A 14,843-nucleotide genomic window follows, 5' to 3' on the forward strand; every position below is an offset into this window, starting at 1 on the left:
ACCGTGCCGTTCAGCTCGGCGGTCGCCGGATCCAGGGACCAGTCGACATCCGTGACCGTGCCCGCGAAGGTCAGTGTGAGATAGCCGACAGGCAGCCGGGAGTAGCCGATGGCCGCTTACCACTGCCCGTGCTGGTCCTGTACGAGGGAGTGGTTGAGCATGATCCTCAGGGCGTTGCCCTCGCCCGCCTTGCTGTAGAGATGCGCGGCGAGGAAGCCATTGCCGAAGAAGGGCGCGGACTGCCAACCCGAGGGAAGCCTGCGCCACTTCATGGCCGCGTCGAGGAGGATGCGGCGGTACGCGTCCGTGTCACCGGCGCTACCGCCGCGCTCCTCGCCGCCGCCACCGTCGGAGGTCCGCGCCCAGGCGGTGCGCGAGGAGACCGAGAAGGCCGCCACGCCCGCCGCCGTCATGAACGTACGCCGTGACATATGTCCCGCCCGCGTGATACCTCCGAGGAATCCGGGACGCGATGAAGGTGGAGGAACGGGTGAATGCACGGCGGCCCCTGTCTACGGCGCTGAATACCCCTTACTGGGACGATCCTGCCATGGTCGTGTCCCTGTCAAGGAGTCGATGCGGTGAGAGGTCGGATCAATGAAGTGGGAGGGGCCGTTGGATGGAGATGCGGAAACGCCCGGACGGGACCTCTCGGATCCAGTCCGGGCCGACAGGTCCTGTCCGGGCGTCAGTCCGGCCGCGGAGCGGCGTCAGGGCGTCGCGCGGGCGCGGTGGGTCAGGCGCCGCAGCTCCGCAGGAAACGGCGGGTGCGTGCGGCGATCGGGAACGGCTTGTCCGGAGGGCAGGGATACATGTCCTGTTCGACGATGGCGAAGAGGTCCACATCCAGCCGCCGCGCCGCGGTGAGCACCGGTTCCAGCGCGGGAACCCCGCCCGGCGGCTCGCACATCACCCCGCGCCCGACCGCCGGCCCGAACGGCACCTCGTCCGCGACGACCTCGGCGAGGATCTCCGGGTCCACCTGCTTGAGATGGAGATAGCCGATCCGCTCCCCATAGGTCTCGATCAGTTTGACGCTGTCGCCGCCGCAGTAGGCGTAGTGCCCGGTGTCCAGGCAGAGCGAGACCAGATCGGGATCGGTCGCGTCGAGGAAGCGGCTGACGTTCTCCTCGCTGTCGATATGGGTGTCGGCGTGCGGATGGACGACGATGCGCAGCCCGTACCGGTCCCGCACCTCACGGCCGAGCCGCTCGGTCTGCGCCGTCAGATCGCGCCACTGCTGCGCCGTCAGGGTCCGGTCCTCCAGCACCTCGCCGGTCTTGTCGTCGCGCCAGAACGAAGGGATGACGACCAGATGGTCCGCGCCCATCGCCCGGGTGAGTGCGGCGATGTCGGCGACATGCGCCCAGGTCTTCTCCCAGACGGCCGGGCCGTGGTGCAGCCCGGTGAAGACGGTTCCGGCGGAGACCTTCAGCCCGCGCCGGGAGGTCTCCGCGCCCAGCCGGACGGGATCGGAGGGGAGGTAGCCGTACGGGCCTAGTTCGATCCACTCGTAGCCCGCCTCGGCGACCTCGTCGAGGAAACGCTGCCAGGGAACCTGCTGGGGATCGTCGGGGAACCACACGCCCCAGGAATCGGGGGCCGACCCGACCCGGATGCGGTTGGACGTGGGTACGGAAGAGGTCATACCGGTCAGCTTTCCGGCCGGGCGGAATGAGTGTCAAGCCCTTCGTCCGAATGTAAGGACAAAACATTGACAGGGCTCCGGATCGGGCATTAGACCTGGGGGTGACGTGGATGTGGGAGTGACGTCGGAGTGACCGGCGAACCGAAGGGACGCGCATGCCTGAGCCGTACGACGTCATCACCATGGGCAGGATCGGGGTGGACCTCTATCCGCTGCGGACGGGGGTCCCGCTGGCCCAGGTCGACACCTTCGGGAAGTTCCTCGGTGGCTCCGCGACGAATGTCGCCGTCGGGGCGGCCCGGCTCGGCCGGCGCGCCGCCGTCATCACCCGCACCGGCCGGGATCCGTTCGGGGACTATCTGCACCAGGCACTGCGGGAGTTCGAGGTCGATGACCGCTGGGTGACGGCGGTGGACGCGTATCCGACCCCGGTCACCTTCTGCGAGGTGTTTCCCCCGGACGACTTCCCGCTCTACTTCTACCGGCTGCCCAAGGCCCCGGACCTGGAGATCCATCCGGACGAACTGGACCTGGACGCCATCCGTTCGGCCCATATCTTCTGGATGACCGGCACCGGCCTGTGCGCGGAGCCCAGCCGGACGGCGACCCTGGCGGCGCTGGAAGCGCGCGGAAGAGCGGGGATGACCGTCTTCGATCTCGACTGGCGGCCGATGTTCTGGCCGGACGGCGCGGAGCCCGGCGCGGTGTACGCGCGGGCGCTGCGGCACGCCACCGTCGCCGTGGGCAATCTCGACGAGTGCGAAGTGGCCGTGGGCGAGCGCGAACCTCATGCCGCCGCGCGGGCGCTGCTCGCCGCCGGGGTCGAACTGGCCGTCGTCAAGCAGGGCCCCAAGGGCGTGCTCGCCGTCCATCGGGACGGTACCCGGGCCGAAGTGCCGCCCGTCCCCGTCGATGTCGTCAACGGACTCGGCGCGGGGGACGCGTTCGGTGGCGCCCTCTGTCACGGACTTCTCGCCGGCTGGGATCTGGAGCACGTCATGCGCTACGCGAACGCCGCGGGGGCCATCGTCGCGGGCCGCCTCGCCTGCTCCTCCGCGATGCCGTACGACGACGAGGTCACCCGGACGCTCGCGGACGGGCGGGTTCCGGCGGGAGATCCCCCGCCCGAACCCCCTACCGCGCCGTCCACCGCGCCGTCCTCGGTGCGATCTCCGGAGGCCCACTCGTGAGCGGCGTCGATGTGTCCGAGCTGGTCCGGCTGCGTACGCACCACCCCGAGGCCGTCGCCGAGGCCGCGGCCCGCCGTACCCGCCGCCCCCTGCTGCGCGCCGGCGGCCGGCTGATGATCATCGCGGCCGACCATCCGGCCCGCGGCGCCCTGGCCGTCGGGAACCGGCGCCTCGCCATGGCCAACCGCGCCGATCTGCTGGAGCGGCTCTGTCTGGCGCTGTCCCGGCCCGGTGTCGACGGCGTCCTGGCCACCGCGGACATACTCGACGACCTGCTGCTGCTCGGCGCCCTGGAGGACCGCGTCGTCGTCGGCTCGATGAACCGCGGCGGGCTCGCAGGCGCCGCGTTCGAACTCGACGACCGCTTCACCGGACACCGCCCCGAGGACCTCACCAGGCTCCGTTTCGACGCGGGCAAACTGCTCCTCCGTATCGACTACGAGGACCCGCGCTCCCTCGACACCCTCCACTCCACCGCCCGCGCCGTCGACGCCATGGCCGAACGGCGGCTGCCGGTCTTCGTCGAGCCGTTCATCTGCTACCGCGCGGACGGCCGGCTCCGTACCGATCTGGGCGCGGACGCGGTGACGCGCTCGATCGCCATCGCCTCCGGACTGGGTGGTACCTCGGCGTACACCTGGCTGAAGGTTCCCGTTACCCAGGACCCCGACGATATGGCCCGGGTGATGGAGACCTCGACACTCCCGGCCGTCCTGCTGGGCGGCGAGATCGGGGGCGATCAGGAGGGCGCGTACGAGAAATGGCGCAAGGCGCTGCAACTGCCCACCGTCCGGGGGCTGGTCGTCGGCCGTTCACTGCTCTATCCGGCCGACGGGGACGTGGCCCGTGCCGTCGATACGGCCGTGGGTCTGCTCTAGGGGGTACGGAGACTTCATGACGACCAACCACGAACCGTACGGCTGGTACGTACCCGCGGGCAGCGCCGCGTCGGGACCGTATGCCCTCGACATCGATCCACGGCGGGCCGGCTGGTCACACAGCAGTCTGCGCGTCCTGGAGCTCCCGCCAGGCGGTACGCACGCGCTGGCCGCCGGGGACAGCGAGTGGATCGTTCTTCCGCTCACCGGCGGTTGCACGGTGAGCACGCAGGGCAAACTCTTTGAATTGCGGGGCAGGGAAAGCGTGTTCAGCGGAGTCACGGACTTCGCTTACGTGCCGCGTGATGCCCACGCACAGATCGCCTCCGGTGCGGGAGGCCGCTTCGCCCTGGCAGGAGCGAAGTGCGAGCGACGACTCCCCGCTCGCTACGGCCCCGCGCCGGAGGTTCCGGTCGAGCTGCGCGGCGCGGGCAGCTGCTCGCGTCAGGTCAACAACTTCGGCGCGGCGGGGGTCTTCGCGTGCGACCGGCTCATCGCGGTCGAGGTGCTCACCCCGGGCGGCAACTGGTCGTCGTACCCGCCGCACAAACACGACGAGCACCGGCCGGGCGTCGAGTCCGAGCTGGAGGAGATCTACTACTTCGAGATCGACGGCGACGGCCTCGGCTATCACCGGGTGTCGCCGTCCCGCCCCGGCGGGACGGACGTCCTCGCCGAGGTGCGTACGGGCGACACCGTCCTGATCCCGGACGGCTGGCACGGCCCGTCCATCGCCTCGCCGGGCCGCGACATGTACTACCTCAATGTGATGGCGGGGCCGGGCGAGTCGCGGGAGTGGCTGATCAGCGACCACCCCGACCACGACTGGATCAGGGACACATGGCCGGGGCTCGCCGTCGACCCCCGGCTGCCGCTGTACGAGGCGGCATCGGCCGGGCCGGAGCCTGAACGCGCGGCCGTAGACCCCGCGGCCGTCAAGCCCGCGCCCGTCAAGCCCGGGGCCGAACCCGTATCGCCACCCGCAGCCGAGGAGGATTCCCGATGAGTACGCGCCGTCTTACCGTCGCCCAGGCACTGATCAGCTTCCTGTCCCGGCAGTACACCGAGCGGGACGGCCACAAGCAACGTTTGATCAACGCCACTTGGGGCATCTTCGGCCATGGCAACGTGGCGGGTATCGGCCAAGCCCTTGTCGAGTCAGCCTCGGAGATGAGGTACTTGCAGGGACGCAATGAGCAGGCCATGGTCCACGCCGCCGTCGGCTATGCCCGCCAGAGCAACCGCCTGTCCGCCCATGCCGTGACCACCTCCATCGGTCCCGGCGCCACCAACCTCGTCACCGGTGCGGCTCTCGCCACCATCAACCGCCTCCCCGTGTTGTTGCTCCCCGGTGACACCTTCGCCACCCGTCCCGCCGACCCCGTCCTGCAACAGCTCGAACTGCCCAGCGCGGGCGACATCTCCGTCAATGACGCCCTGCGGCCCGTCTCCACGTACTTCGACCGTGTCACCCGCCCCGAGGCGCTGATCCCGGCCGCGCTCGCCGCGATGCGCGTGCTCAGCGACCCCGCCGAGACCGGGGCCGTCACCCTGGCCCTGCCTCAGGACGTGCAGGCGGAGGCATACGACTGGCCGGAGGAGTTCTTCTCCGAACGCGTCTGGCGAGTCCGCCGTCAGGCGCCCGACCCCGACGAACTCGCCGCAGCGGTACGGCTGGTACGGGAAGCCCGCCGTCCTCTGCTCGTCGCGGGCGGCGGAGTGCACTACAGCGCGGCGGAGGACGTGCTCGCCGCGTTCGCCGCGGAGACCGGTATTCCCGTCGCCGCGACCCAGGCCGGCAAGGGCTCGCTGCCGTACGACCACCCCCGCGAGGTCGGCGGCATCGGCCACACCGGCACGGCCACCGCCAATGAACTGGCCAAGGCCGCCGATCTGGTGATCGGCGTCGGCACCCGCTGGTCGGACTTCTCCACCGCGTCCAACACGCTCTTCTCCAACCCCGACGTCCACTTCCTCAATATCAATGTCACCGGCTTCGATGCCCACAAGCTCGCGGCCGACCCGCTGGTCGCGGACGCCCGTACGGCCCTGCAACTGCTCGCCGCGGGGCTCGTGGACCACCATGTCGCGCCCGCCTACGCCACCGAGTACACCGAGGACAAGGAGCGCTGGGAGTACCGGGTCGCCGCCGCGTTCACCGCCGACGAGGATCTCGTACGCCCCACCCAGGCCCAGGTCCTCGGCGCGCTCGACGCCCTGGTCACCGAAGAGGACATCGTCATCAACGCGGCCGGATCGCTCCCCGGCGATCTCCACAAGTTGTGGCGGGCCCGTTCCCACGACCAGTACCACGTCGAGTACGGCTACTCCTGCATGGGCTACGAGATCCCGGCGGCGATCGGCGTACAGCTCGCGGCGCCGGGCCGGCCGGTCTGGGCGCTCGTCGGGGACGGTACGTATCTGATGAACCCCACCGAAATCGTCACGGCCGTCCAGGAACGGCTGCCCTTCAAGGTCGTGATCCTCCAGAACCACGGATACGCCTCCATCGGTGGCCTGTCCGAGACGGTTGGCGCGGAACGGTTCGGCACGGCGTACCGTTTCCGGGCCGACGACGGGACATACACCGGCGCCCCGCTGCCCGTCGATCTCGCCGCCAACGCGGCCTCCCTCGGCATGCGGGTGATCCGTGCCAAGACGGTTCGTGACCTGCGTGAAGCCCTGTCCGCGGCGCGCGACGCCGACGTTCCCACATGTGTCTATGTGGAGACCGAAACGGCAGACACTGTGTCGGGCGTCCCTCCGGCCCAGGCGTGGTGGGATGTCCCCGTGGCCGAGACCGCGACGCGCCCGTCCGCGGTCAAGGCCCGTGAGCAGTACGAACGGCACGTAGCCGCCCGCCGCCGCCAGCTGTGAAGGAGCAAAACGGAATGAAGACCGTCAACCACTGGATCGGTGGCAAGACCGTCGAGGGCGGGTCGGGCAACTGGGGCCCGGTGACCGACCCGGCGACCGGCGCCGTCACCACACAGGTCGCGCTCGCCTCCGCCGAGGAGGTGGACAGCGCGGTCGCCGCCGCGAAGGCCGCGTACGCCACGTGGGGGACCTCGTCCCTCGCCCAGCGCACGGGCATCCTCTTCCGCTACCGCGCGCTGCTCGACGCCCGTCGCGACGACATCGCCGCGCTGATCACCGCCGAGCACGGCAAGGTGCACTCGGACGCGCTCGGCGAGGTCGCCCGGGGCCTGGAGATCGTCGAGCTGGCGTGTGGGATCACCACACAGCTCAAGGGTGAGCTGTCCACACAGGTCTCCAACCGCGTCGACGTTTCCTCGATCCGCCAGCCGCTGGGCGTGGTCGCGGGCATCACGCCGTTCAACTTCCCGGCGATGGTGCCCATGTGGATGTTCCCGCTGGCGGTGGCCTGCGGTAACACCTTCGTACTCAAGCCCAGCGAGAAGGACCCCTCGGCGGCGAACCTGCTGGCCGAGCTGGCCGCCGAGGCCGGGCTGCCCGACGGTGTGCTGAATGTCCTGCACGGCGACAAGGTCGCGGTGGACGCCCTGCTCGCACACCCGGACGTGGCGGCGGTCTCGTTCGTCGGCTCCACCCCGATCGCCCGCTACATCCACACGACGGCCTCCGCCAACGGCAAGCGCGTCCAGGCGCTCGGCGGTGCCAAGAACCACATGCTGGTCCTGCCGGACGCGGACCTCGACGCCGCCGCGGACGCGGCGGTCTCAGCCGCCTACGGTTCCGCCGGCGAGCGCTGTATGGCGATCTCCGCGGTCGTGGCGGTGGGCGCGATCGGTGACGAGCTGGTCGCCAAGATCCGTGAGCGCGCCGAGAAGATCAAGATCGGCCCCGGCAACGACCCGGCCTCAGAGATGGGCCCCCTCATCACCAAGGCCCACCGCGACAAGGTGGCCGGCTATGTCACGGGCGCGGCGGCCCAGGGGGCCGAAGTCGTCCTGGACGGTACGGGGCACACGGTCGAGGGCTTCGAGGAGGGCCACTGGATCGGGCTCTCGCTGCTCGACAAGGTCTCCACGGACTCCGACGCGTACCGCGACGAGATCTTCGGCCCGGTGCTGGTCGTGCTGCGCACGGAAACCTACGAGGAGGGCGTCGATCTGATCAACGCCTCCCCCTTCGGCAACGGCACGGCCATCTTCACCCGCGACGGCGGCGCCGCCCGCCGCTTCCAGCTGGAGATCGAGGCCGGCATGGTCGGGGTGAACGTACCGATCCCGGTCCCCGTCGGCTACCACTCCTTCGGCGGCTGGAAGGACTCGCTCTTCGGCGACCACCACATCTACGGCAACGACGGCGTGCACTTCTACACGCGCGGCAAGGTCGTCACCACCCGCTGGCCGGACCCGTCCGAGGCCCCTGCGGGCGTGGACCTCGGCTTCCCGCGCAACCACTGACACGCCGCTCCCGGCCCTTGGTCGCGGCCCGTGGCCCGTACGACGTCCCGCGTCGTACGGGCCACGGGCGTTTGCCGTGCCCGCTCGCGCCCGCCCGCTCGGCCGCCCGCTCGGCCGGCGGCCGGTTTGGTGAAGTCTTTGCCCATGGCTCGATCGGGCAGCCCTCTCCGGCGCACAGCCGCGCCACGGCCGTGGCGCGCCCCGGATCCCCGGGCCAGAGCAATTCATTACCTTTCGCGGCGTACGGCTGAAAGCGTCCGCTTCGCGTAACCGGTCGCCGGGCGACCGCGTTGTCCGGACGCAGCCGTATGACTCACGCTCGTAATATAGATATAGATGCTGAATACAACTGATCTGGCCCGGTGCCCTGTCCTGCCGTGAACCCAGGCTTGTCCACGGTCTCCGACCTGCGCTCCGGCCCTGGGATCGGAAGCAGGAGGACACACATGTGTGGCATCACCGGCTGGGTCTCCTTCGACCGTGATCTGCGTTCCGCGTCCGAAACATTGGATGCGATGACGGAAACCATGGCCTGCCGGGGCCCCGACGACCGTGGCACCTGGATCAGCGGCCCCGCGGCCCTCGGCCATCGCCGGCTGGCGATCATCGACCTGCCGGGTGGCCGTCAGCCCATGACGCTCGACACCCCGCAGGGCCCCCTGGCGCTCGTCTACTCGGGCGAGGCCTACAACTTCACCGAACTGCGGCGCGAGCTGACGGGCCGCGGCCACCGGTTCATCACCGACTCCGACACCGAGGTCGTCCTGCACGGCTATCAGGAGTGGGGCGAGGCCGTGGCGGAACGCCTCAACGGCATGTACGCCTTCGCGATCTGGGACGGCCGCGACCAGACGCTCGTGATGATCCGCGACCGGATGGGCATCAAGCCCTTCTACTACTACCCGACCCCCGACGGTGTGCTGTTCGGCTCCGAGCCCAAGGCGATCCTCGCCAACCCGCTGGCCCACGCGCGCGTCCGGCTGGACGGACTGCGTGAACTCTTCGCCTTCGTGAAAACGCCCGGCCACGCCGTATGGGACGGCATGCACGAGGTCGAGCCCGGCACCGTACTGACCCTGGACCGGAGCGGACTGCGCCCGTGGGTCTACTGGTCGCTGAAGACCCGCCCGCACACCGACGACCGCGACACCTCGGTGGCGCGGGTACGTACCCTCCTCGACGACATCGTGCGGCGCCAGCTCGTCGCGGACGTACCGCGCTGCACGCTCCTCTCCGGCGGCCTCGACTCCTCCGCCATGACGGCGCTGGCCGCGCGTCAACTGGCCGAAACCGGCGAGCGCGTCCGCAGCTTCTCCGTCGACTTCGTCGGCCGTACCGAGAACTTCGTCGCCGACGAGCTGCGCACGACCCCGGACACTCCGTTCGTCCACGACGTCGCGCGCGAGTCGGGCACGGAGCACCAGGACATCGTGCTCGACTCCCAGACCCTGGCCGACCCCGAGGTACGCAGCCGGATGATCCGGGCCCGCGACCTCCCCATGGGCTTCGGCGACCTGGACTCCTCCCTCTTCCTCCTCTTCCGGGCCATCCGGAAGTACTCCACCGTCGCGCTCTCCGGCGAATCGGCCGACGAGGTCTTCGGCGGCTACCTCCAGTTCTTCGACGAGGAGGCGAGGCACGCCGAGATGTTCCCGTGGCTGGTACGCCTCGCCGACCACTTCGGCAACGACGCGGACGTACTGCGCACCGACGTGAGCACCGCCGTGGACCTGCCGGACTTCCTCCGCGAGAGCTACGCGAAGGCCGTCGCCGACATCGAACGCCTCAGCGGTGAAAGCGACTTCGAGTACCGGATGCGCAAGATCTCCTATCTCCACCTGACCCGTTTCGTACGGATCCTGCTGGACCGAAAGGACCGCGCCAGCATGGCCGTCGGCCTGGAGGTCAGGGTGCCGTTCTGCGACCACCGGCTCGTCGAATACGTCTACAACGCCCCGTGGTCCCTGAAGTCCTTCGACGGCAGGGAGAAGAGCCTGCTACGGGAGGCGACGGCCGATCTGCTGCCGAAATCGGTGTACGACCGGGTGAAGAGCCCCTACCCGTCCACCCAGGACCCCAAGTACGCCGTAGCCCTCCAGGAACACGCCAAGGACCTGCTCTCCCAACCGTCCCACCGGGTCTTCGACCTGGTCGACGCCGACCGGATCCGACGCGTGACGGAGAGCGACACGCCGCACATCACCCAGGCATCGCGCCGCGGCCTGGAACGCACGCTGGACCTGGCGATCTGGCTGGACCTCTACAACCCGGAGATCACTCTGACCTGAGGGCCCGGTCGGGGCCCGGGGCGGCGGACAGGCAGGTGTGCCTCGGCGCCCGCGATCCGCCGTAAATGGGTGGCCGCCCCGGTCACCCCGCAGCACGCTGGTTCCATGCCAGAACCGAAGTACCGGATACGCGCGCTGCACACGGCGTCCACGATCACTGTCTACCAGGCCTATCCGCCCGCCCTCGGCCTGCCCGCGGCCTGTGACGGCCGGTTCCCGGCGGCCTGGAAGCGCGACCGCATGACCTGGATCAAGCCGTCGTTCCTGTGGATGATGTACCGCTGCGGCTGGGGCGCCAAAGAGGATCAGACGACCGTACTGGCCGTGGAGATCTCCCGGGACGGGTTCGAATGGGCGCTGGCTCATGCCTGTCTGTCGCACTACGACCGCGCCTTGCACCCCGATCCGGCGCTCTGGAAGCGCGAGTTGAAGCGCTCTCCCGTCCGCGTGCAATGGGATCCGGAGCGGGATCTGCATCTCAGGGCGCTGCCGTATCGCTCCCTTCAGCTCGGGTTGTCGGGTGAGGCGGCGCGGCGGTACGCGGACGAGTGGACCTTGTCCATACGGGATGTGACGCCGCTCGCGCACAGGATCCACGCTCTGGTGCGCGAGGGGGAACTGGCCGCCGCGGCGGGGCTGCTGCCCGAGGAGACCGGCTACCCGGCGGGAGACGAACTCCTCGGACGGCTTCATCTCCAGGGTTTGTCTTTTGGGTCAGATTGATCAGGTCGATCACGCCGGATCAGGCGCCGGGGCGCGCGAGCCCGGCACGATCCGCATGGAAGACCCGGGGTCCGCGTACCGCGTCTGGTGTACGGCGTGGCTATCCGTACTACGCCGGGATGCCTTCGAGTTCCGACCGGTGTCAGCACGGCCGGGGCCGAAGCCCGTTTAGGGTTCAAGCATGGAGCTACGAACCCCCCGCCGGTTTCGGCTGCGCGCGCGATGGCTCGCGGGCCTCGGCGTAGCCGCTGTGCTCGTCGGAGCCGGGACCTGGACCGCCGTCGCCTCGGACGGTGCGCCCGCCGTGCACCGCACGGACCAGGTGCTGACGATGGACGGCGCCCGGATCGACACCTCGTACTTCACCGCGGGCAGCGGGCGCCGGCCGGCCGTCCTGGCCGCGCACGGCTTCGGCGGCAGCAAGGACGACGTACGGGCCCAGGCCGAGAAGCTCGCCCAGGACGGGTACGCGGTGCTGACTTGGTCGGCGCGCGGTTTCGGGAAGTCCACCGGTGAGATTGGGCTCAATGACCCCGACTACGAGGTCAAGGACGTCTCGCGGTTGATCGACTGGCTCGCCGCCAGGCCCGAGGTGCGGCTCGACGCCAAGGGCGATCCCCGGGTGGGGGTGACCGGCGGTTCGTACGGTGGTGGCATCTCGCTGCTCGCCGCCGGGTACGACAAGCGGGTCGATGCGATCGCTCCGTTGATCACGTACTGGAACCTCGCCGACGCGCTCTTCCCTGACGGCGTCTTCAAGAAGCTCTGGGCCGGGATCTTCTTCTCCACCGGCGGTGGCTGCGAGACGTTCCAGAAGGAGCTCTGCGACATGTACCAGCGGGTCGCCGTCTCCGGCACACCGGACGCCGCCGCCCGCGAACTCCTCGAAGAGCGCAGCCCGTCCGCCGTCGGAGACCGTATCGATGTGCCCGCGCTGATCGTCCAGGGCCAGACCGACTCCCTCTTCCCGCTCGGCCAGGCCGACGCCATGGCGAAGGCCATCAGCGCCAACGGCGCGCCCGTCGACGTCGACTGGATTTCGGGCGGACACGACGGGGGTGACCAGGAGAGCGACCGCGTCCTGGGCCGGATCACCTCCTGGTTCGACCGTTATCTCAAGGACGACAAGGGCGCGGAGACCGGACCCGCGTTCCGCGTCAGCCGGGCCGGTGGCGTCGACTCCACCGATGGCCGGAGCCTGTTGCGGGGCGCGAGCAGCGATCACTATCCCGGTCTGGAGAGCGGCGCCACCAGCGTCCCGCTCAGTGGTGGCACGCAGACCTTCGCCAACCCGGCGGGCGGGAGCCCGCCGGCGATCTCCGCCGTACCGGGCGTGGGCGGCGGACTCTCCCAGCTCTCCTCTCTCGGCGTCGGGCTCTCCCTCGACTTCCCAGGACAGCACGCGCGCTTCGACTCCGCACCCCTCGACCGGTCGCTGCGGATCACCGGCTCGCCGACCGTCCGGGCCACCGTCACCTCCGACAGCGGTGACGCGGTGCTCTTCGCCAAGGTGTACGACGTCGGGCCCGACGGCCGCCAGCAGGTGCTGCCCTCGCAGCTCGTCTCGCCCGTACGGGTCGAGGACGCGCGCAAGGGCAGGACGGTGGAGCTCACGCTGCCCGCCGTGGATCACCAGGTCGTGCCGGGACACCGGCTCCGGGTCGTCCTCTCCGCCACCGACCTGGGCTATGCCTCGCCGGCCGCCCCGGCCACCTACCGGGTCTCCGTCGACGGCCCGCTGACCGTACCGACCGTGCCCGCGCTCACCGCCGGATCGACCGCACTGCCCTGGTGGACCTGGGGGCTGCCGGCCGCCGGTGTACTGATCGCGGCCGTGCTGCTGCTCACCGCCCGGCGCCGTACCAGCGCGCCCGCGCCCGATCCCGCGCTCGCCGAGGTGCCGCTGCGGATCACCGGCCTGACGAAGCGGTACGCCGGAGCCGCCGACCGCTACGCGGTCCGTGATCTCTCCTTCCAGGTCGAAAAGGGCCAGGTCCTCGGTCTTCTCGGCCCGAACGGTGCCGGCAAGACCACCACCCTGCGCATGCTGATGGGGCTGATCAGCCCCGACGCGGGCGAGATCCGTGTCTTCGGGCACGCCATCAGGCCGGGGGCTCCGGTGCTCTCGCGGGTCGGCTCGTTCGTCGAGGGCGCGGGTTTCCTGCCGCATCTGTCGGGCCGGGCCAACCTGGAGCTGTACTGGCAGGCCACCGGCCGGCCCACCGAGGACTCCCATATCGAGGAGGCCCTGGAGATCGCCGGGCTCGGCGACGCGCTCGCGCGGGCCGTACGCACGTACTCGCAGGGCATGCGACAGCGGCTCGCGATCGCCCAGGCCATGCTCGGCATGCCGGATCTGCTGATCCTCGACGAACCGACCAATGGTCTCGACCCGCCCCAGATCCGCGAGATGCGGGACGTGATGATCAGGTACGCGGCCGATGGCAGGACCGTGATCGTCTCCAGCCACCTCCTCTCCGAGGTCGAGCAGTCCTGTACGCATCTGGTCGTCATGCACCGCGGGCAGCTCGTCCAGGCCGGCCCGGTCGCGGAGATCACCGGCGCGGGTGACACCCTGCTCGTCACCACCGCCGAGGAGGTACCGGAGCCCGTCGTCGAGAAGATCGCCGCGCTGGCGGGCATCGGCTCGGCGGTCCGCACGGACGACGGACTCGGTCTGCTCGTACGGCTCGACGGGGCGAGCACCAACGCCCTGGTCACCGAGTTGCTCCGGCTGGATGTCCCGCTGACGGGTGTCGGACCGCACCATCGCCTGGAGGACGCGTTCCTCACCCTGATCTCAGGAGGCTCCGCATGAGCGCGCTGATGGAATCGGCCCCCGGCTACCGGGCCCGGCGCACCCTGCCGCTGCGGGTCGAGGCGCTGCGGCAGCTGAAGCGCAGACGGACGCTGGCGATGGGCGTCCTGCTCGCCGTCCTGCCCTTCATCCTGATCGTGGCTTTCGCGATCGGCGGCACCCCGGGCGACGACGATCGGAACGGCCGGGTGACCCTGATGGACACCGCGACCGCCTCCGGCGCCAACTTCGCGGCCACCTGCCTTTTCGTCTCCGCGGGCTTTCTGCTGGTGGTGCCCGTCGCGCTGTTCCACGGGGACACGGTCGCCTCGGAGGCGAGCTGGTCCTCGCTGCGGTATCTCCTCGCCGCGCCCGTGCCGCGGGCCCGGCTGCTCTGGAGCAAGCTGGCGGTGGCGCTCGGTATGAGCGCGGCGGCGATGCTGCTGCTGCCGCTGGTCGCCCTGGCGGCGGGCACCGCGGCCTATGGCTGGGGGCCGCTCGAACTGCCGACGGGCGGCTCCCTGGCCACCGCCGACGCGGTGCCCCGGCTGGCACTCGTCGTCGCGTTCATCTTCGTCTCCCAACTGGTGACCGCCGGCCTCGCCTTCTGGCTGTCCACCAAGACCGACGCCCCCCTGGGCGCGGTCGGCGGGGCGGTCGGGCTGACGATCATCGGTAACGTGCTGGACGCCGTGACGGCGCTCGGCTCCTGGCGGGACTTCCTGCCGGCGCACTGGCAGTTCGCCTGGGCGGACGCGCTCCAGCCGCAGCTGGAGTGGGGCGGCATGGTGAAGGGCGCGGCGGTTTCGGTGACCTATGCCGTGGTGCTGTTCGCGCTGGCTTTCCGGGGCTTCTCGCGTAAGGACGTTGTTTCCTAGCACTCTCCTTTCGTGGCTTCGTGGCTTCGTGACAGACCAGACCCGAGGCC

The 14,843-nt window shown here is 70.1% G+C and carries 11 protein-coding genes; 9 read left to right on the plus strand and 2 right to left on the minus strand.

Annotated elements, in window-relative coordinates:
- Window positions 1-116: 116 nt before the first annotated feature.
- Entirely contained in the window at window positions 117-431 is a 315-nt protein-coding gene (locus ACIRQP_RS13000; protein WP_403887808.1) for a hypothetical protein, read from the minus strand.
- 305 nt (window positions 432-736) lie between these two features.
- Complete coding sequence (locus tag ACIRQP_RS13005; protein ID WP_403887811.1) at window positions 737-1,648, minus strand: sugar phosphate isomerase/epimerase family protein; 912 nt, start codon at window positions 1,646-1,648, stop codon at window positions 737-739.
- 155 nt (window positions 1,649-1,803) lie between these two features.
- On the opposite strand from ACIRQP_RS13005, the gene iolC reads away from it, so the two are divergent.
- The 9 genes from iolC (at window position 1,804) to ACIRQP_RS13050 (ending at window position 14,793) form a co-directional block, all read left to right on the plus strand.
- Window positions 1,804-2,838: a 5-dehydro-2-deoxygluconokinase gene (iolC, locus tag ACIRQP_RS13010; RefSeq protein WP_403887814.1), complete on the plus strand. Its 1,035-nt coding sequence runs from the start codon at window positions 1,804-1,806 to the stop codon at window positions 2,836-2,838.
- Entirely contained in the window at window positions 2,835-3,716 is an 882-nt protein-coding gene (locus ACIRQP_RS13015; RefSeq protein ID WP_403887817.1) for a deoxyribose-phosphate aldolase, read from the plus strand. The genes iolC and ACIRQP_RS13015 overlap by 4 nt, the downstream gene beginning before the upstream one ends.
- 16 nt (window positions 3,717-3,732) lie before the next feature.
- Window positions 3,733-4,722: a 5-deoxy-glucuronate isomerase gene (gene iolB, locus ACIRQP_RS13020; RefSeq protein ID WP_403887820.1), complete on the plus strand. Its 990-nt coding sequence runs from the start codon at window positions 3,733-3,735 to the stop codon at window positions 4,720-4,722.
- Complete coding sequence (iolD, locus tag ACIRQP_RS13025) at window positions 4,719-6,593, plus strand: 3D-(3,5/4)-trihydroxycyclohexane-1,2-dione acylhydrolase (decyclizing) (protein WP_403887823.1); 1,875 nt, start codon at window positions 4,719-4,721, stop codon at window positions 6,591-6,593. The genes iolB and iolD overlap by 4 nt, the downstream gene beginning before the upstream one ends.
- 14 nt (window positions 6,594-6,607) lie before the next feature.
- Window positions 6,608-8,107, plus strand: a complete 1,500-nt coding sequence (gene mmsA, locus ACIRQP_RS13030) for a CoA-acylating methylmalonate-semialdehyde dehydrogenase (protein WP_403887826.1) — start codon at window positions 6,608-6,610, stop codon at window positions 8,105-8,107.
- Window positions 8,108-8,553: 446 nt separating this feature from the next.
- Window positions 8,554-10,395, plus strand: a complete 1,842-nt coding sequence (gene asnB, locus ACIRQP_RS13035; RefSeq protein WP_403887829.1) for an asparagine synthase (glutamine-hydrolyzing) — start codon at window positions 8,554-8,556, stop codon at window positions 10,393-10,395.
- Between the two features lie 105 nt (window positions 10,396-10,500).
- The gene (locus ACIRQP_RS13040) at window positions 10,501-11,118 is read left to right on the plus strand and encodes a DUF4291 domain-containing protein (RefSeq protein ID WP_403887832.1); all 618 of its coding nucleotides are present in this window, start codon (window positions 10,501-10,503) and stop codon (window positions 11,116-11,118) included.
- A 250-nt stretch (window positions 11,119-11,368) separates the two neighbouring features.
- Complete coding sequence (locus ACIRQP_RS13045) at window positions 11,369-13,936, plus strand: alpha/beta fold hydrolase (protein ID WP_403887930.1); 2,568 nt, start codon at window positions 11,369-11,371, stop codon at window positions 13,934-13,936.
- Window positions 13,933-14,793: an ABC transporter permease gene (locus ACIRQP_RS13050; protein ID WP_403887835.1), complete on the plus strand. Its 861-nt coding sequence runs from the start codon at window positions 13,933-13,935 to the stop codon at window positions 14,791-14,793. Before ACIRQP_RS13045 ends, ACIRQP_RS13050 begins: the two co-directional genes overlap by 4 nt.
- The last annotated feature ends 50 nt before the right edge of the window (window positions 14,794-14,843 follow it).

The organism is Streptomyces sp. NPDC102274 (assembly GCF_044766385.1).
Lineage (GTDB): Bacteria > Actinomycetota > Actinomycetes > Streptomycetales > Streptomycetaceae > Streptomyces.